The following is an 18,949-nucleotide window of genomic DNA, read 5'->3' as shown; positions in this document are numbered from 1 at the left end:
AGATATATTCTACCTTTTACCTTCTACCTTCTACCTCCAATATTCTACCTTCTGCTTTCTGCCTTCTTCTTTTGGCAGGGATTTTTACCTAAAATTCTCAAATGGGTTTTTCTCTCATCTAAAACTGTTAGGTCACATAACCTCCCTTAGTCCTAAACCTAGCGCGACTCCTAAACCTGCTCGCTGTTCAGGGGTAATTTCTTGGCTGATTTCGAGTCCTAGGGTTTCGATGGGATCGACTTGAGATGCGGGCAAGCTTAATCTTTGCATAAAAAATTCGTCTAGTTTGCCGATCGCAGCTCCAGGGCCTGCTAGCAGCAGTTGCGCTACTTCGAGTTCTTCGCTCTGGTTGAGGTAAAAGTCTACTGAGCGGCGCAGTTCGTCTGCTAGTTCTCCCAATACTTTTATCATCGCATTTGTTCCCGGATTGGCGTCTCCCGATGCGCCCATTGTATCTGTGACGGGTAGGGTCATGCCTTGCAGTTCGCTGGTGTCTCTGGTTGGCGGCAGGTTCATGGCTTGGTTGAGGGCGGTCTGGATTTGGTAGGTGCCGATCGGGATGGTACGGTTGAACTGAGGTATACCGTCCACTACTATAGCTAACTCGGTACTGTCAAATTCTATGGCGGTGAGAACTGCTGCTTCTTGGGAGGAAAATTGTTGCAGTTGTTCTTTGAGGGTGCGGATTAGAGCAAAACTGGTTACTTCTAGTACGTCTATAATCAGTCCGGCTTCTTTGAAGGTTTCGATGTATGTGTCGGTAACTTCTCTGCGGGTTGCTACTAACACGACTTGCACTTTTTCTACTCCATCGTCATCTACAAAAAGGCCTATTTTTTGATAGTCTACGTCCGCGTCTTCTCTGGGAAACGGCAAGTAAAGTCCTGCTTCTGCGTTCATGTAATCCCGCAGTTCTTCTTCGTTGAGCTCTGCAGGAACTGGGATGAGGCGGATGACGGCTTCGCGGCCGGGAATGGCTGTGGCTACTCGCTTGGCTTTGATTTTGTTGTCGGCGAGGACGGTACGTATTAGTTCTGCCATTCCCGGCGGATCGACTATTTGTCCTTCTTGTACTATGTCTTCTGGAACTTCTATTGAGGCTAGGATGCCTAATTTTAATGCCTGAGCTTTCTTTTCGAGCTGAATGATGTTGATGCGGTCTGGGGCTATTTCGATCCCGATTCCTGGCTGGCGTTGGGAAAGTAGACCTTTGAAAAAGTTAACCATGTGATTGGGTCGCCGGTAATTGCTATTTTTTTCTTTTGTTGTTGGCCAGCCTGATTCAGCGAGTCCGGTGTTGGAGGGTTGGTTTCCAACTGCCGAAAGAGTGCTGTAATCTCGGTATCCCGCCGTAGCTACGCAGCTCCGTCTGTGTTGCGCGATCGCTAGTTCCGATTTTATGCTATCCAATTTACTTGACAATAGCTATTCTGCTGCGAATGTCAATAAATTCCAGCTCGATCGGCCGAAAACCTGCTGATTCTGCACAAAAACAGATTATCTCGCTCCTGGGCCCAGGTACAAAACTCTGTTACTGACTCGATCGCGCTTGATTCGGGCGATCGCTTTTTTCTCTAACGGTTCCCATAACTCTCAAATTTTATTCTATGAAACGTAAATCTTGGCAACTGTTTGCTGTTTTTGGGCTGGTGGGGCTGCTGCTGGCTGCGGTGGTGAGTTGCAGCAAGCCGGCTGTTAATTCCCAGGCAAATAATACGCAGGAAATCGAGTTCTGGACTATGCAGCTTCAACCTCAGTTTACTGAGTATTTCAACAAGACGATTGCCGGTTTTGAAGCGGAAAATCCGGGGGTGAAGGTGCGTTGGGTGGACGTTCCTTGGTCGGCGATGGAAAGCAAGATTTTGGGGGCTGTTTCGGCGAAAACAGCGCCGGATGTGGTGAACCTAAATCCCGATTTTGCTTCGCTTTTGGCGGGACGCAATGCTTGGCTGGATTTGGATTCTCGGATTCCGCAGCAAGTTCGATCGACCTATCTGCCAAATATCTGGAAAGCTGGCGTACTCGACGGCAAGAGTTTTGGCATTCCTTGGTATCTCACGACTGGGGTGACAATTTACAATACGGAGTTGTTGAAGAAGGCGGGAATTGCTAAGCCTCCCGCTACCTATGCCGAGTTGGCACAGGTGGCGAAGCAGGTGAAGGAAAAGACTGGTAAGTTTGCTTTTTTTGTGACTTTTGTGCCGGAAGATTCGGCCGAGGTTTTGCAATCTTTCGTGCAGATGGGTGTGCCTTTGATTGACGCTAAAGGCAAGGCGGCTTTTAATTCTGATAAGGGCAAAGCTGTTTTTCAGTATTGGGTAGATTTGTACAAAAACGGACTTTTACCGCAGGATGTTTTGGTGCAGGGACATCGCAGGGCGATCGAGCTTTATCAAGCTGGAGAAACTTCTTTGTTGGCTTCTGGGCCTCAGTTTTTGAAGGCGATTTCTGAGAATGCTCCGAGTATTGGTGCTGTTTCGGCTGCTGCCCCTCAAATTACGGGGGAAACAGGGAAGAAGACTGTGGCGGTGATGAATTTGGTTGTACCCCGCGACAGCAAGCGCCCTGATGATGCTGTCAAGTTTGCTTTGTACGTGACTAATTCTCAAAATCAGTTGGCTTTTGCTAAGGCTGCTAATGTTTTGCCTTCTACGGTTGAGGCTTTAAAGGACGATTATTTTAAGAGCGTTCCTGCTGATGCTGCTGCTGCCGATCGAGCTCGGGTTGTTAGTGCTTCTGGGTTGACTTCCGCCGAGCTATTGATTCCGCCTCTCAAGGATGTTAAAAAGTTGCAAAAGGCGATTTATGACAATTTGCAGGCGGCAATGTTGGATGAGAAATCGGTAGAACAGGCTGTGGCTGATGCGGCTAAGGCTTGGGATCAAAGGTAGTTTTTAATTGAAGCTGGGGCGGGATTTTTTTTGATCTCGCCCCTTGCTTTTAAGGTAGAATTGTCCAGTCTTTCTGCACTAAACCAGGCACTTGCGAAAAATCTCGGTAGTTGCGCGTAACGAGGATAGCATTATTAGCAAGTACAATAGCAGCAATCCGCAAATCTTGCGTGCCGATGCGTATTTTTTGACTGCGGAACCCAGTGTAAATAGTGAAAGCATTCTGGTCAAATTTCAGAATTTTGAGAGTTTTGAAATCATCTAATGTATCCCATAAGTTGGTGTAAGCCAATACTAATTTGTCCGCTTGCGAAGGTTCAGAAGCCTGTCTGATAACATTGAACCTGCCGCGAATTACTTCCTCTACTGTTACGATAGTTACAGCAAAATTTTCTGCGTTAACCTTGACCTGCTGCACCATCATTGGATGATTTTTTTGCCAAAGGGAGAAACAATCCGTATCAAGTATGTATCGGCTCATTTGGTCTCAACCGCAGCGTCAATTTGACTATAATAAGCTTCGGTTTCTGCATCGAGTTCGCGGCGATATTCTTCTATGTGTGCCAATACCTCATCGTATTGGGGATCGTTTTCATACTTACCAGCTAACCTCACCCAAGGATTGTTCGATCGACTAGAAGTGAGTTTGACAGAGACGATTTCAGCTTCGGCTAGCTGGGCATTTACTAAATCGTGAAGGTTTTGCAGTGCTTGCGATCGCGTCTCGCCAAAAGCTTTACATTCGGGCCATCCCAGCAACGCTGCACTGAATGTTTTGTCTGATTCGTTTTTAATGATTATGTGAGCAGTTGAGCTGTCGAGGTCGCCCCCAAAGTCAGTGCGATCGGCTGCGCGAATGTCGCAGGTAGCGTTACCTGTTAAGAGTGTTTTTGTCTTGACTGTCTGCTTGGTGTTTTCCTGGCGCGGCTTTTCTCTTTCTCCAATGATAAGCTGGTCTGCTTTGAGAACCGCCTCCAGAAATTTGACCATGTTTACTCTATCCTTGGTGTTTTCTTGGAGGAACTTTTCTAGTGCTTCTTGCCACCTCCCCGAGTCACCAGCTACCTTGACTGTAGAATAATCGATGTTTTCCTGACGCTGCTTGATTATGTTTCGCCTGAAAAGCTCGTCAAATAGTAAAGTTTGCTCTTGGGCTGGCAAAGCTTCTATATATTCAATTAGCGTTTGCACCGATATAAGGCTGCTCATAAACTTCGACATCTAAATTTTTCTAAACTCACTTGTATTGTAACAAAAATTTGGCATTGGGGATTGGGCATTAGGTATTAATCTTTTTTGAGATCGCCCCTTGCTTTTTTCGGTCACTTGACGTATTATTTAAGAATGGGAATCTGTGTCGCCGTATATAAGCAGATATCACCTTTTAATTTATTATCGAATGATGAAATTATCGCCTCTTCACAACGCGGAGTCGGAGGAAAACTCTGGATAAGTCAATCTAGACTATTTTCGAGGTAAATGTTTGTTGATAAGAACGATCGCTCATCCCAGTTTCTGGGTTTCTTTATCCCGTGCGATCGCCTTTCTCAATTCAGCTTGATTGATAATTGGTAGGAAGATAGCCTGAATTTCTCAAATATTCAGAAATTTGACTTGTGTTAAAATCAAAGCTCAGATCGGAATAGGATAAAATTCTTATGCCAGCGATGACACTCAAAGATTTAAACCAAGTTCAAACCCTTTTTTCCGAAGCTGGTTTAGATTACAAAATAGAACTAGAAGACGGGAAACTTTCAATTGTGGGGCCATCAGACATCGTATCCAGTGAAATCAGCAGTATTTTGATTCGCTTGCTGGGTAACTGGGTTTATCCCCGTCGCTTGGGGAGAGTCTTTGATTCCGCAGGCGGTTTTATCATGCCGGATACGAATGTCAAAGCGCCGGATGTTTCTTTTGTGCGGGCCGCCCGCTTGCGCCAAAGTCCGCGTTATTTTGGAGAACTTGTCCCCGATTTGGTGGTTGAGATTAAATCTCAGAGCGATCGCATTAAGCTTATAGAAACTAAGGTTTTGAAGTTTATAGAACTGGGTGCGACCGTCGGAATTCTGATCGATCCTGATGAAGAAACAGTGACTATTTATCGCTCTACAGGCGAACCGACTGTTTTAGGAAATGGCGATATCTTAACAGTAGCAGAACTTTTTCCCGGTTGGGAATTGCCCGTTTCGGAATTGTGGCCTCCTATCTTTACGGAGGAAGAAACACAATTCTGATGCGTTTAAGCTTGGGATTGTTGTTGTTGCAGAAAATAGCCGACGAGATAAAGCGAACCACAAAGGATTGTTAGGTTGTCGCCTGTAACAGCAGCATCTAAAGCTGTTGTTAAGTCGGAGAAGGCTTGACAGAGAGTTAATTCGGGGCAGATAATTTGAGCTAGGGTGGCTAATTCTGCGGGGGATGATGAGTTGTGATCGGGTACGGGTACTAGGTAAAGTCGATCGCCCTTTTTGAGTAATGCTTTCAAAATATCGTCGCAGTCTTTGGTAGCCAGAATCCCAATTACCCAGTTAATCGGTTGGGAACTGTTAATATTATCGACATATTCGCGCAGTGCGATCGCCGCGGCGGGGTTGTGCGCGCCGTCAATTAATATGTTGCGGTTTTTCCAAGTTGTCTGCTGGAGTCTTCCGGGCCATTGGGTTTTGGCGATACCGTTTTCGATGGCGGTTGGGGATATTTGCCATCCTTGGTTTTGGAGAATTTGCAAAGTTGCGATCGCAATTGCTGAATTCATTAGTTGAAATTTTCCCAGCAGCGGCAATTGATATTTTATTTTAACCGCATTTTGATTTAACTGATATTCTGCGAACCCTTGTCCTAAATCTATTGCTGGTTTTACCCAAGTTGCCGGACAGTCTAGTTCTTGAATGCGTTTTTCTACTACTATTCTAGCTGATTCTGGCAATTCTCCGATCACTGCCGGACACTTTGGTTTGAGAATTCCCGCTTTTTCCCCAGCAATATCGGCGACGGTGGGACCGAGTATTTGCCAGTGGTCGAGACTGATAGAAGTAATGACGCTAGCGAGAGGTGTTTCGCAAACGTTAGTCGCGTCTAATCTTCCGCCCAATCCAGTTTCTATGACTGCAATATCTGCTTTTTGTTCGGCGAAATACAGCCAAGCTGCGGCGGTGATTATTTCAAATTGAGTGGGAGTTTCGGTGTTATTTTCGGTGGCGGCGACAACTCGTTCTAGACACTGTTGCAATTCTGTTGGGGAAATCGGTTTTTGGTTGATGCAAATTCTTTCTGTCCAATCGATTAGGTGCGGGGATGTGTAGCGCCCGACTCGATAGCCTGCTTCTGTTAGTACGGAAGAGAGATAAGCGCAAACGGAACCTTTGCCATTGGTGCCGGCAATGTGGATAATGGGTACTTTTTGGTGGGGGTTATCTAGTTTTTCTAGAAGTTGTTTGATTCTTTCTAGGCCGAGGTGGACGCCGAAGTGTTGGTAAGATTGGAGGATGGATTCTGCATTCATTGAGGATGATAAATTCTGTTTGTGTGTGAATTATATTTTTTTATTAACCGCAGAGGGCGCAGAGGGCGCAGAGTGAGAGAAGAAAGAGATAGATATCTAAGAAAAGAGAGGTTTATAATTGATTCATTGTATTTATTGCGGGTGAAAAAAGGTGGCTTTGGATATTATTTCTCTGTTTTCGGGTTGTGGGGGGTTGGATTTGGGTTTTCGCTTAGCTGGGTTTAATCCGGTTTGGGCGAATGAATATGATAAGTCTATTTGGGATACGTATAATTTCAATCATCCTGAAACTATTTTAGATCGCAGAGATATCAGAAAAATCAAATCTGATGAAATTCCTAATTGTATTGGGATAATTGGCGGGCCTCCTTGTCAAAGTTGGAGTGCGGCCGGCGCTAAACGGGGAATTGATGACAGTAGGGGTCAACTTTTTTGGGAGTATATCAGAATTGTGCGGGACAAGCAGCCTTTGTTTTTTTTAGCTGAAAATGTTAGCGGTATCTTGGCCCCCAGAAACAAGGAGGCTTTCACTTATATATTATCGCAGTTTGAGGACATTGGCTATCGGGTTTCGTACAAGTTGGTGAATGCTATAAATTTTGGTGTTCCGCAAGATAGGCAAAGGGTGATTGTTGTTGGCTATCGGGAAACTCTGGGTTTTGGTTTTGAGTTTCCCGAACCTGGAACCGAGGTTTTGACGCTGAAAGATGCGATTTTTGATTTGCAGGCGATCGCGCCAATGTCAGTTAAGGGTAAATTAGATAATTATCACGATTCTGTCCCAAATCACGAATGTGCGGATTTGGGGTTTTCCAGCCTTTATATGTCGCGCAATCGAGTTAGAAGTTGGTCAGAACCTTCGTTTACAATTCAGGCAAGCGGCAGACACGCACCTCTCCATCCTCAAGCTAGTAAAATGATTCTGGTTGGCAAAGACAAGCGCATTTTTGACCCCAATTCGCCTCAGCCTTACCGTCGGCTTTCTGTGCGAGAGTGCGCGAGAGTTCAGACTTTCCCGGATGAGTTTATTTTTAAGTACAAGTATATTGCTGATGGATACAAAATGGTCGGCAATGCTGTTCCTGTGAAGTTGGCGAGAGTTTTGGCAAGTAAGATTTTTGAGGATATTGTCAACTTAAGCCGACCATCTACCAGTCCCTAGGGAATGAATTCCACGGGGCTTTTAGCGAAAGTCCTCGCTATGAAGACTAATCTCAAATCCGTTGACATCAGAATTATTCATCTCTCTCTTCTCCTCCTCTGTGTCCTCTGTGGCCTCTGCGGTTTAATAATTCCGAATTATCTGTCATTGAAACTTGGTTAACTGACCGAGATTATGCTGAATCGCATTTGTCCCGCGGATGTGAGACAAGGGAGAACCTCCGTACAAAAAGCTATTCAAACTAACTTGATAATTTTGTTGAACTGCTAAATCCAGCCACAAATTGTTAATCGCATCTCCGAGCTTGTAGTCGGGAATGTTGTGCTGATAGTAAGGAAAACTGTCTATACAAGTATTGAAAAAGTTCTTGCGCCCGCAATGCTTTAAATACTGATATCGCGGCTTGAATTCAGTTTGATTTTCCAATACTGTATATATAGTATCTGCGAGAGATTCTGGGTCAAATTTGGCGTAAAGACCCGCACCTTCGGGGAAAACTGGCGAGTTGCCTCTGGCGTATTGGTTGAATTCTTCAAAACAAATTACTGGTACGTTGCAACTCATGGCTTCGGTAATTCCCCGGTTTTTTCCTTCGAGGAGGGAACCGAGGACGAATGCTTGGGCTCGCGAATAATATGTGGGGATTTCGCTGTAGTAGTCAACTCTCGGCACTAAGTTAATGTAGTCGGAGGGATTGGTTAAAATTTCCTCGACTTGTTGCCATTCTTCTAAGGCGTACTGGTCGAGAGTATTCAGGTTGCTAGCATCAAATTCGTGGCCGGTGACTACTGTTAATTTAATCGGTTTTTGCGGATATTTTTGGCGGTAAACTTTTAAGGCTTTGGCTATAATTGGCAAATTTTTTTCTTCGGAAATTCGGGAGACGGCTAGCAAGTCTATGTCTTTGGCGGGGACGTTGCGCGGGGAAATTAAGTATTCGTTGATGAAGTCGGTGTCTTGCAGTGGTATGATTGGTTTGTGGGCGCGATCGGGATAAGTTTTGCGAAACCATTTATCCCGCTGCGGGTTTTTGTATAAACTGGAGTAGGCGTCAGCTATGGGGGCCCAGGAGTAGGAGATTCCGGGGGAATAGGCGAAGGATAAAAATACTGAGGAAAGTTCAGGAAATAGTTTGTTGATGAGTTCGACTGCTTCGCTGAAGTAAATTCCTTTGATGAAACGCCCTTCGTAAAACAGCGGGGGAAGCAAGACGTAGAAACTGACGGTATCGAAGCGGTGGGGTTGGTCTTCAAATATCTCCCAGCTAAAGGCGTCTAAGTCTGCATAAATTTCGGCGATTGGTTTGTTGATGTGGGGGTTGCGTAAATATGGTTTTTGTCGATCGTAGTTTCCGCGTACCATATAATTCTGAGTGTGAGTATCTAGCTTTTTTTATTTAACCGCAGAGGGCGCAGAGGGCGCAGAGAAGAAGAGAGATATTCACAAGTCATCTAAGGGTTGTTCTAGTGATTCATTGTCGCCAATTGTGAGGGCGAGTTGGTAGATTTGGCGGCGGGGGAGGGATGTTTGTTGCGCTAGTTGGCGGCTGGCTTGGGAACGACTTATGCCTTCTGCAATTAATGTTTGCAATTCTGCTTTGATGGCGTCTTCGGAAAATATTGGGGCTGCTGTTTGGAGGCCGGCAATTACGAGGGTAAATTCTCCCTGGGGTTCGCGATTGGTGTAAAGTGCGATCGCACTTTCTATACTACCACGCCAAAACTCTTCGTGCATTTTAGTTAACTCTCTCGCCAGCACAATCTGTCTGTCGCTTCCCAAAGTAGTTGCTAAATCTTGTAAAGTTTGCCGCAATCGGTGCGGAGATTCGTATAATATTATAGTGCGGGATTCTATTTGCAAAGCTTCTAAACTCTGTTGGCGTTCTTGACCTTTCACGGGTAAGAAACCTTCAAATACAAATCTTTGTGTGGGTAATCCTGATGCAGTTATACCAACAATGCAAGCGGTCGGGCCGGGAATCGGAATAATGTTAATATTAGCATCGGCGCAAGCTTTGACCAACTCGGAACCGGGGTCAGAAATTCCCGGCATTCCGGCATCGGTGACGAGGGCCATATCTTTGCCTAAAAGCAGTTTGTCGATGAGTTCGGGGACTCGTTGGTGTTGGTTGTGTTCGTGATAGCTAATTTGGGGCGTTTTGATTTGGAAATGGTGCAAAAGTTTGCCTGTATGGCGGGTATCTTCGGCGGCGATGAAGTCTACTGTTTGTAAAATTCGGATGGCGCGAAATGTCATGTCTTCGAGGTTGCCTATCGGGGTTCCTACGATGTAAAGTGTTCCTGTATTGGGATTTGCTTGCATTTTAAGAGTGGGATTTTTTAACCGCAGATGAACGCGGATTAACGCCGATATGAAAACGGGATTATTTTTGGGATTGGCAACTTTAGATTTAGTTTATTTGACCGAGAAGCCTCCGGGTGAAAATCAGAAAGTTGTTGCTTCTGATTGTACCATTGCTGCGGGCGGGCCCGCGGCCAATGCTGCGGTCACTTTTAGCTATTTGGGGAATGCGGCGGTATGGGCTGGTGTTTTGGGCACTCACGCGATCGCCCAACTAATTCGTGCAGACTTAGCGGAGTATAATGTCAGGATAATTGATTTGGAGCCCGGGCGATCGCACTCGCCGCCAGTGTCCTCGATTATTGTAACTGAAGCAACGGGCGATCGATCGGTAATTTCCATCAATGCTATGAAATCGCAAGTTGACAGTCAAACAATTAACCAGGATATTTTAACATCCGTTAATATTGTACTGGTTGACGGGCATCAAATCGCAGCCAGCAAACAAATTGCTCAACTTGCCAAGTCAAAAAACATTCCCATTGTCCTCGACGGTGGCAGTTGGAAACCCGGATTAGAGGAAATATTGCCTTTCGTTGAATGGGCGGTATGTTCCGATAACTTTCATCCGCCCGACTGCGACAATTCCGAACAAGTCTTTGCTTACCTCTCAGCAGCCGGAATTTCCCATATTGCCATCACTCGCGGCGACAAATCAATTTTATACCTCAGCAATGACAGTTATGGCAGTATAGAAGTACCTCAACTTCAAGCCGCAGACACTTTAGGCGCTGGCGACATCTTTCACGGGGCTTTCTGTCACTACATATTGCAAAATAACTTTACCGATACTCTCACTGCAGCAGCTAAAATAGCTTCCCATTCCTGCAAAAGTTTCGGAACTCGTGCTTGGATGAATAAGGCTTAATTTTAAATAAAAATTAACCAAACTATCCGGTTAAAACCGCTCAAAGCTAGAAAAATTGAACTGGCAGCACTTGTTGAGTTAAAATCCTGACAGCAAGTTCGACAAAATTGGTGAACTTACCTCTTCTCTTCCTTCGCGGCATTAGCGCCTTCGCGGTTCGTTAACAAAATTGCTATATTAGTAAGACAAGTTAAAGTCACACAAAACACTCCCAAAACAACATACCCGAATCATGTCTGACACCCAACCCCTAACTATCACCCTTCCCCCTTTGCGGATTACCCTCACTGAACAACAGCAAGTTAACCTAGAATGGCTGACACAAAACTTGCCCAATCTACTCACCCCAAGCAAACAAGAAGTTCCCGACAATATGAAACAGTGGGTGGCGGCCAACAAATTATTAAATCAACCCGACGCCGAAATCATTCAAGCGCTAATAAATACAGGCATAGATGCGGAAACAGCCAGCGCAGAAGTTAAGGAAATATCATCTCATCCCTACTTCCAAGCAGGCAGCCATTACGTGCAGTTATTGCAGAAATTAGAATCGCATCTCAGGATTAACAATCAATTAGCTGCATTGTCTTCCAAGTTTGGCACAATCGAACGCAAAAGCAGCCTTTCTAGAGAGTATTTTCTCGAAAATTACTACGCCAAAAATACCCCAGTAATTATTACCAATATTATGCACAACTGGAAAGCGTTGCAGTTGTGGACGCCGGAATATTTGCAGCAAAAATACGGCGATGCAGAGGTACAAATTCAAGCTAACCGCAACTCAGACCCGAATTACGAAATTAAGATAGAAAATCACAAGAAAATTGTTTTGTTCCGCAAATATGTAGAGATGGTAGTCAAGGGCGGACCTAGCAACGACTACTACATGGTTGCTAACAACAAAACTCTGGAAAGAGAGGAATTTAAACCCCTATTCGACGACATTGAAATTTTCCCAGAATATCTAAATCCCACGGATACAAAAGGCAGAGTTTTCTTTTGGTTCGGTCCGAAAGGCACGATTACACCGCTGCACCATGACCCAGTTAATTTAATTTTAGCTCAAGTGTCGGGTCGCAAACTAATTAAATTGATTTCTCCACAACAAACACCTCTGCTTTACAATCACGTTGGAGTTTTCAGCAAGGTTGACGGCGAGAATCCCGATTATGACAAATACCCACTTTACAGAGATGCGAAAATTATTGAAGTGATTTTGGAACCGGGAGAGGCTATCTTTATTCCTGTCGGTTGGTGGCATCATGTAAAATCCTTGGAGGTTAGTATTTCGGTTTCGTTTACTAATTTCGTGTTTCCCAATTATTATGAATGGAAATATCCTCATATTAATTGGTAATTGCTAATGTATGGTTCCCAGGGGCGGGCACGGGGGCACCGCCCCTAGAGAAATCTGCGTTAATCGGCGTTTATCTGCGGTTCAAAAAAAAGAAATTCATGAAAACTCTCGAAGAAATCAGCGAAATTGCCCGATCGATCGCCTGGAGTGCATCAGATATCCTACAATCCTATTATCGGCAGGATTCCAACACTCCTAACCTCGACATCCAAGAGAAAAAAGATGGTCCCGTCACCGCCGCCGATGTCGCTGTCAATTCTTACATTCTCGACGAATTGCAGTCGGCTTTAGGGAATGCAGAATTTGGCTATCTCAGCGAAGAAACTTACAAATCTTATTTAGAAACTTATGGTAAAGTTCCCTTACCTCAAAGTTGGGTTTGGATTATTGATCCTTTGGATGGAACGCGAGATTTTATTGACAGGACAGGGGAATTTGCCGTTCACATTGCTTTAGCGTTCGAGGGAAGACCGGTATTGGCAGTTGTGGCTTGGCCGCAACAGCAAAAGATTTATTACGCAATCCGCGATGCGGGTGCTTTTATGGAAAATCGGGACGGTTCTGCGGTAAAGTTGCAGGTTTCTGCGCGAAATATAGTGGCAGATTTATCTATAGTAACTAGCCGCAGTCACCGGGGCGATCGCTTTAATCAATTGTTACAAAAACTTCCTTGTCAAAATCAAATAGCTGTCGGTAGTATCGGCTGTAAAATTGCGACAATTGTCGAACAAAAGGCTGATGTTTATATTGCGCTTTCGGGCAAGTCGGCCCCGAAAGATTGGGATTTGGCTGCACCGGAATTAATTTTGACTGAAGCGGGCGGTCAATTTACTCGTTTTGACGGTTCTACTTTGCAATATAACCGGGGAGATGTGAGTCAGTGGGGGGGGTTGTTGGCGAGTAACGGTTGCTGTCACGCTGCTTTGTGCGGCCAAGCTGAGGAGATTTTAGCATTGATAGATGGGGGCTTGAAGTAAGTCCGCGCGTGCGAAGCTATCCCGTAGGGAATCGCCCTTAAAGATTCTAACGAATAACTTGTAGGGCGGGTTTTACGAGAAATAATTGCCTAAAACCAATTATCTCGTAAACCCGCCCCACCCTTGCCGGAAAATCCGCCAGGGGTTGAAACCAACGGCGGAATCCCATCGCACATATGTATCAAAAATCCCGCTCTTAATATTTAAGTCTCATTACACTTGCGATTGAATGCTTTTTGTGTTATGTCATCCACCTCGCCTTGGCTCGTCCGCAATATTACTTAATAAAATTCCCCATCTTTATCAAAACTTTAAATTAAAAGGTGTTTATAAAGAAAAATTTATAGATATTCTCTTAAAAAACAGTTATGGTTACTACAACCTTGAGAAAGTGTTTCGGATGCAAGTCGCGAAACAGGGGAATCATTGTGTTTTTTTAGCTATTAATAGGTGCAGTATGCCAAATTTAAATATTCAAGTTTCTGTAAGGTCGATCGCCTTTATCGACACTCAAGTAGAAAATTATCAAAGTCTGATTGCTGGGGTAAAACCGGGTACGGAAGTAGTCGTTTTGGATGGGAACCGGGATGCGATCGACCAAATTACTCAAATTTTAGCTCTTCGTACCAATATTGACAGCATTCACATTGTTTCTCACGGTGCTCCCGGCAGGTTGCAACTCGGCGACGGTAGCTTGAGTTTAGATGATATAGAGTGCGATCGGGATTCTCTACAGCAATGGTTTTCGCCACAAACCGACTCAAGGAGCAAAAATCGACCGAATATCCTCCTCTACGGGTGCTGTGTAGCAGCAGGCGAGACAGGTAAAGCATTTGTCAAACGCTTGAGCGAGTTAACGGGCGCTAGTGTTGCGGCTTCCCAAAACCTCACGGGAAGTGTAGCAAAGGGCGGCGACTGGGAACTGGAAGTGAGAACCGGGAAAATTGAAACGCCGCTGGTATTTGAAGCCGAAGTATTAGCAGGTTACGAGTATGTTCTGCCTACTTTTGATCCGGCAACGAATTTTCCCATAACCTACAGTCTCCGTAAAGTTGCGACTGGGGACTTTAACAAAGACGGCAATCTTGACCTAGCCTTTGCCAGCACTGGACCCAATCGCAACGTCTCGATCGCACTGGGAGATGGCACTGGCAAATTTGGCGCTGCCACTAATCTTAACACCAGCCCGCCAAGCGATCTCTATACCTGGTCTGTCGCTGTAGCCGACTTTAACAAAGACGGCAATTCTGACTTAGTTACGGCCAATAATTTGACTAACAACGTTTCTCTCCTGCTAGGGAATGGCGATGGTACTTTTGGTACTGCCACCTACTTTGGGGTGGGGTCAAGTCCTTATACCGTGGCTGTGGGAGACTTCAACGGGGATGGCAATTCTGACTTAGCTACAGCCAATCAAAGCTCTAACAACGTCTCCATCTTGCCGGGAAATGGTAATGGTACTTTTGGCGCAGCTACTAATTTGAGCGTGGGGTCAAATCCTTATTTTGTGCTTGTCAACGACTTTAACAAGGATGGCAAGTCTGACTTTGCGACAGCGAACTTTGGTTCTAGCAGCGTATCCATCGTGTTGCAGAATGCCGATCGTACTTTCGCCCCCGCCACTAACTTTACTGTTGGAAATAGCCCTAATTACATTGCTTTAGGAGACTTTAATGGGGACAACAATCCTGACTTAGCAACGAGTAACGAAGGCGGCTCAAACAACGTATCAATACTGTTAGGAACTGGCACAGGAAGCTTTAGTGCAGCTACCAACTTTGGCGTTGGAACACAACCCCTTGCTATTGCTAGTGGTGACTTCAATGCAGATGGAAAAGTCGATTTAGCTACAGCCAACAATGGATCTGGCGATGTCTCCGTCTTGTTTGGAAGTGGCAATGGCAGCTTTGGGACTGCCACTAATTTTATTGTGGGAACCAATCCCCAAGGTATTGTTGTAGGCGATTTTAACAAAGATGGCTTATCCGATTTAGCTACGGCGAACTTTGGCGGTCAAAACACCTCGATTCTGCTGCATACATCTCCGGCGGTAAATTTCGGTGCTGCAACTTACAGTGGCACTGAAGGAACTGCGGATACAGTAGTCAATATTCCTGTTACTATCAGCGCCACTCCTGACGCTGCTGTAACAGTGCCAATTGTCATCGACCCCAGCAGCACAGCCACCGAAAATTCCGACTACGCCTTTTCGCCTACCTCGATTACATTCCCCGCAGGTGCAACAGGTGCCGCACTCACCCAGAATGTTGCAGTTACTATCAAGCCTGACAATCTCCCTGAAAACGCCGAAACCGCAATCCTAAACTTGGGCGCAATCACCGGTGGCGTTGCCGGTACAACAAAACAAACAACATTAACTATTGCAGCTAACGATCAACCTTCAACCCTGAGTCCGTACCAAATAGACCTCAAAACAGGCGCAATTACCGGCAAACCAAACCAGTTTATTTCTCTAGTAAATACCCCGACCGACTCCAACGCAGACAGTTGGTTAGAAGCCGTAGCTAAAATCAATTTTGACGGCAAAATCAAAAAAGCGAAATTTATCGTTGAATACGACAAAGCCCCGTCAGGATGGACGGTAAATCTCGGCGACTCTGGGTCAAACGACGGCTATGGAGGGGATGCAACCACTCAAAGCCGCGATGCCGAGATGAACATTGTTAACGGCAATATGAGCGTTTTCGGCAATGACTACAATACACCCCCTGGCGGAGAACTTACCCCAGGAAATGTGCCTAACTTTGTGACCAACGGTTCCCGCGTCGAGTTAGAAGTCAGTAACGAACAACTGGCGTGGGATAACAAAAACGGGCTAAAAAATAGCTTGAATTCGCCATATCTTTACGCCCTCAACGGTCAACCTGATGCTACTGGGCCAGTCAATTCCGAGATTTACGCCGGATTTAACAGAGTGATTTCAGGGCCAGGCGATCGCATCGGATCGGGTGCTAGCAAGGTGACAATTCTGCTTAATCCGATCGACTATGCGATTACTGCTGGTGTTGCCACCGTTACTGAAGGCAACTCCGGTACAACTGCTGCCACTTTTACTGTTACCCGCAGCGGTTGCACTGACTTGGCGAGCACAGTAGATTATGCGATCGGCGGTTCTGCCAGCAACGTTAGCGACTACAAAAACATCGGCGGCACATCTGGTGCAACTGCTGCGACTGGTACGATTAGTTTTGCAGCGGGCGAGACATCGAAAACAATTACTCTGGATGTTTTAGGCGATGCGGCGATCGAAGCTAATGAAACCCTTGAGGTTACGCTGTCCAATCCCTCGGTATTAGATTCTACACCGACACTTACCACTGCTACTGCTACCACAACTATCAGTAATGATGATACGGCTGGTGTTTCTATTACTCCTACGGAAACAACTGCTACAGAAGCCGGTACAAATGGTACCTACAGTGTGGTGCTGAAATCGCAGCCCAGCGACCCTGTAACTATCACTCTCACAACAGGCGATCAGATTCAGGCGATCGCGCCTCTGACTTTCACTCCGGATAATTGGAATGTCGCTCAAACCGTTACGGTGCAAGCGGTTAATGATACGAGTGTGGAAGGCGCGCACAGCGCTAATCTTACTCACATTGTGAGTAGCGCTGATACGAATTATAACGGGATTGTGGTTCCAGGGGTGACAGTGGCTATTAGTGATAACGATGTAGCGCCACCGCCACCCCCAAAACCACCGGTTGGTACATCAACCCTGAGTCCGTACCAAATAGACCTCAAAACAGGCACAATTACCGGTGCGCCAAACCCGTTTATTTCTCTAGTAAATACCCCGACCGACTCCAACGCAGACAGTTGGTTAGAAGCCGTCGCCAAAATCAATTTTGACGGCAAGATCAAAAAAGCGAAATTTATCGTTGAATACGACAAAGCCCCGTCAGGATGGACGGTAAATCTCGGCGACTCAGCGTCAAACGACGGCTATGGAGGGGATGCAACCACTCAAAGCCGCGATGCCGAGATGAACATTGTTAACGGCAATATGAGCGTTTTCGGCAATGACTACAATACACCCCCTGGCGGAGAACTTACCCCAGGAAATGTGCCTAACTTTGTGACCAACGGTTCCCGCGTCGAGTTAGAAGTCAGTAACGAACAACTGGCGTGGGATAACAAAAACGGGCTAAAAAATAGCTTGAATTCGCCATATCTTTACGCCCTCAACGGTCAACCTGATGCTACTGGGCCAGTCAATTCCGAGATTTACGCCGGATTTAACAGAGTGATTTCAGGGCCAGGCGATCGCATCGGATCGGGTGCTAGCAAGGTGACAATTCTGCTTAATCCGATCGACTATGCGATTACTGCTGGTGTTGCCACCGTTACTGAAGGCAACTCCGGTACAACTGCTGCCACTTTTACTGTTACCCGCAGCGGTTGCACTGACTTGGCGAGCACAGTAGATTATGCGATCGGCGGTTCTGCCAGCAACGTTAGCGACTACAAAAACATCGGCGGCACATCTGGTGCAACTGCTGCGACTGGTACGATTAGTTTTGCAGCGGGCGAGACATCGAAAACAATTACTCTGGATGTTTTAGGCGATGCGGCGATCGAAGCTAATGAAACCCTTGAGGTTACGCTGTCCAATCCCTCGGTATTAGATTCTACACCGACACTTACCACTGCTACTGCTACCACAACTATCAGTAATGATGATACGGCTGGCTTTACTATTAACCCAACAGCATTAAGTACAAGTGAAGTTGGTGGTCAGGCAGATTTTACTGTCAAACTCAATGCTCAACCAACTGCTGATGTTGCGATCGGTTTGAGCAGTGACAATGTTGCCGAAGGAACCGTTTCTCCTAATACCATAACTTTCACTTCCGCTAACTACAATGAACCGCAAAAAGTAACGGTGACAGGTGTTGACGATTTGCTAGCTGATGGCGAGCAAGCTTACAAAATTGTCACGGCTGTTGCTGTGAGCACCGATCCTAATTTCAATAACCTCAATCCTGATGATGTCACAGTCACCAACAGTGACAATGAAACTCCGGGAGTTACGGTGAATCCAACTGCGGGATTAACTACGGGTGAAGCTGGCGGCAGTGCTAACTTTACTGTGGTTCTGAATACTCAGCCGACGGCTAATGTTACTATCGGTTTGAACACGGATAATGTTGCCGAAGGAAAAGTTTCTCCTAATACCATAACTTTCACTCCGGCTAACTGGAGTTCACCGCAACAGGTGACAGTAACTGGGGTTGACGATAGCCTTGCTGACGGCGATATGGGCTACAAAGTTGTCACGGGGGCTACTGTTAGCACAGATGCCAATTACAGCAACCGAGATGTAGCGGATGTTAGCCTTACCAATAAAGACGATGATACCGCTGGTATTTCCATTACTCCCACGGCAACAAGTGCTACAGAAGGCGGTGCAAATGGTACTTACAGTGCGGTGCTGAAATCCCGGCCGAGCGGCCCTGTCACCCTCACTCTCACAACAGGTAATCAGATTCAGACGATCGCGCCTCTGACTTTCACGCCAGACAATTGGGATAAGGCTCAAACCGTTACGGTAAAAGCTGTTGACGATACGGTTGTGGAAGGGGCGCAGAGCGCTAATATCACTCACACTGTGACTAGCACGGATGCTAAGTATAATAGTGGGATTGTGGTTCCAGGGGTGACAGTGGCGATCGCGGATAACGATTTAGCACCAGAACCCGACGGTGGTGGCACTGTAGGACAACCAGGCGGTGGTGGCACTGTAGGACAACCAGGCGGTGGTGGCACTGTAGGACAACCAGGCGGTGGTGGCACTGTAGGACAAC

The 18,949-nt window shown here is 46.0% G+C and carries 13 protein-coding genes; 7 read left to right on the top strand and 6 right to left on the bottom strand.

Annotated features, from left to right (window positions below; genetic code table 11):
* Positions 1-132: 132 nt before the first annotated feature.
* Positions 133-1,227 (bottom strand): type IV pilus assembly protein PilM, encoded by a 1,095-nt coding sequence (pilM, locus tag QUA33_RS14040; RefSeq protein WP_333067299.1) that lies wholly within the window; start codon positions 1,225-1,227, stop codon positions 133-135.
* 380 nt (positions 1,228-1,607) lie between these two features.
* Here pilM and QUA33_RS14035 point away from each other — a divergent pair, with 380 nt between their 5' ends.
* Positions 1,608-2,891 (top strand): sugar ABC transporter substrate-binding protein, encoded by a 1,284-nt coding sequence (locus QUA33_RS14035; protein WP_333149104.1) that lies wholly within the window; start codon positions 1,608-1,610, stop codon positions 2,889-2,891.
* 49 nt (positions 2,892-2,940) lie between these two features.
* On the opposite strand, the gene QUA33_RS14030 is transcribed toward QUA33_RS14035, so the two are convergent.
* A complete protein-coding gene (locus QUA33_RS14030; protein ID WP_333149103.1) occupies positions 2,941-3,372 on the bottom strand; it encodes a type II toxin-antitoxin system VapC family toxin in 432 nt (143 codons plus the stop codon).
* Positions 3,369-4,100, bottom strand: coding sequence for a hypothetical protein (locus tag QUA33_RS14025; RefSeq protein WP_333149102.1), 732 nt, complete (start codon positions 4,098-4,100; stop codon positions 3,369-3,371). The genes QUA33_RS14030 and QUA33_RS14025 overlap by 4 nt, the downstream gene beginning before the upstream one ends.
* 449 nt (positions 4,101-4,549) lie before the next feature.
* Here QUA33_RS14025 and QUA33_RS14020 point away from each other — a divergent pair, with 449 nt between their 5' ends.
* Positions 4,550-5,125 (top strand): Uma2 family endonuclease, encoded by a 576-nt coding sequence (locus QUA33_RS14020; protein ID WP_333149101.1) that lies wholly within the window; start codon positions 4,550-4,552, stop codon positions 5,123-5,125.
* 5 nt (positions 5,126-5,130) lie between these two features.
* On the opposite strand, the gene QUA33_RS14015 is transcribed toward QUA33_RS14020, so the two are convergent.
* The gene (locus QUA33_RS14015) at positions 5,131-6,393 is read right to left on the bottom strand and encodes a folylpolyglutamate synthase/dihydrofolate synthase family protein (RefSeq protein ID WP_333149100.1); all 1,263 of its coding nucleotides are present in this window, start codon (positions 6,391-6,393) and stop codon (positions 5,131-5,133) included.
* Positions 6,394-6,544: 151 nt separating this feature from the next.
* Between QUA33_RS14015 and QUA33_RS14010 the strand changes: the two genes are divergently transcribed.
* On the top strand, positions 6,545-7,555 hold the full coding sequence (locus QUA33_RS14010; protein WP_333149099.1) for a DNA cytosine methyltransferase: 1,011 nt from the start codon (positions 6,545-6,547) through the stop codon (positions 7,553-7,555).
* Between the two features lie 144 nt (positions 7,556-7,699).
* Here the strand turns inward: QUA33_RS14010 and QUA33_RS14005 are convergent, their stop codons facing one another.
* The gene (locus QUA33_RS14005) at positions 7,700-8,917 is read right to left on the bottom strand and encodes a glycosyltransferase (RefSeq protein ID WP_333149098.1); all 1,218 of its coding nucleotides are present in this window, start codon (positions 8,915-8,917) and stop codon (positions 7,700-7,702) included.
* Positions 8,918-8,995: 78 nt separating this feature from the next.
* On the bottom strand, positions 8,996-9,877 hold the full coding sequence (gene rsmI / locus QUA33_RS14000) for a 16S rRNA (cytidine(1402)-2'-O)-methyltransferase (protein ID WP_333149097.1): 882 nt from the start codon (positions 9,875-9,877) through the stop codon (positions 8,996-8,998).
* Positions 9,878-9,926: 49 nt separating this feature from the next.
* Between rsmI and QUA33_RS13995 the strand changes: the two genes are divergently transcribed.
* The 4 genes from QUA33_RS13995 to QUA33_RS13980 all read left to right on the top strand — a co-directional run.
* Positions 9,927-10,784 carry a PfkB family carbohydrate kinase gene (locus QUA33_RS13995; RefSeq protein WP_333149096.1) on the top strand — a complete coding sequence of 286 codons (858 nt, stop codon included), beginning with the start codon at positions 9,927-9,929 and terminating at the stop codon, positions 10,782-10,784.
* A 232-nt stretch (positions 10,785-11,016) separates the two neighbouring features.
* Complete coding sequence (locus QUA33_RS13990) at positions 11,017-12,141, top strand: cupin-like domain-containing protein (RefSeq protein WP_333149095.1); 1,125 nt, start codon at positions 11,017-11,019, stop codon at positions 12,139-12,141.
* 98 nt (positions 12,142-12,239) lie between these two features.
* Positions 12,240-13,118, top strand: coding sequence for an inositol monophosphatase family protein (locus QUA33_RS13985; protein WP_333149094.1), 879 nt, complete (start codon positions 12,240-12,242; stop codon positions 13,116-13,118).
* A 457-nt stretch (positions 13,119-13,575) separates the two neighbouring features.
* The coding region (locus QUA33_RS13980; RefSeq protein WP_333149093.1) for a DUF4347 domain-containing protein at positions 13,576-18,949 on the top strand (5,374 nt) is incomplete at its 3' end.

The organism is Microcoleus sp. Pol14D4 (genome assembly GCF_036701245.1).
Lineage (GTDB): Bacteria > Cyanobacteriota > Cyanobacteriia > Cyanobacteriales > Microcoleaceae > Microcoleus.
The sequence above is the reverse complement of the archived record's forward strand: the minus strand, read 5'-3'. Positions and strand labels throughout refer to the sequence as shown.

Coding starts and splice junctions, on each gene's coding strand:
- pilM (WP_333067299.1), bottom strand. CDS start 1,227: ATGGTTAACTTTTTCAAAGGTCTACTTTCCCAACGCCAGCCAGGAATC.
- QUA33_RS14035 (WP_333149104.1), top strand. CDS start 1,608: ATGAAACGTAAATCTTGGCAACTGTTTGCTGTTTTTGGGCTGGTGGGG.
- QUA33_RS14030 (WP_333149103.1), bottom strand. CDS start 3,372: ATGAGCCGATACATACTTGATACGGATTGTTTCTCCCTTTGGCAAAAA.
- QUA33_RS14025 (WP_333149102.1), bottom strand. CDS start 4,100: ATGAGCAGCCTTATATCGGTGCAAACGCTAATTGAATATATAGAAGCT.
- QUA33_RS14020 (WP_333149101.1), top strand. CDS start 4,550: ATGCCAGCGATGACACTCAAAGATTTAAACCAAGTTCAAACCCTTTTT.
- QUA33_RS14015 (WP_333149100.1), bottom strand. CDS start 6,393: ATGAATGCAGAATCCATCCTCCAATCTTACCAACACTTCGGCGTCCAC.
- QUA33_RS14005 (WP_333149098.1), bottom strand. CDS start 8,917: ATGGTACGCGGAAACTACGATCGACAAAAACCATATTTACGCAACCCC.
- rsmI (WP_333149097.1), bottom strand. CDS start 9,877: ATGCAAGCAAATCCCAATACAGGAACACTTTACATCGTAGGAACCCCG.
- QUA33_RS13995 (WP_333149096.1), top strand. CDS start 9,927: ATGAAAACGGGATTATTTTTGGGATTGGCAACTTTAGATTTAGTTTAT.
- QUA33_RS13990 (WP_333149095.1), top strand. CDS start 11,017: ATGTCTGACACCCAACCCCTAACTATCACCCTTCCCCCTTTGCGGATT.
- QUA33_RS13985 (WP_333149094.1), top strand. CDS start 12,240: ATGAAAACTCTCGAAGAAATCAGCGAAATTGCCCGATCGATCGCCTGG.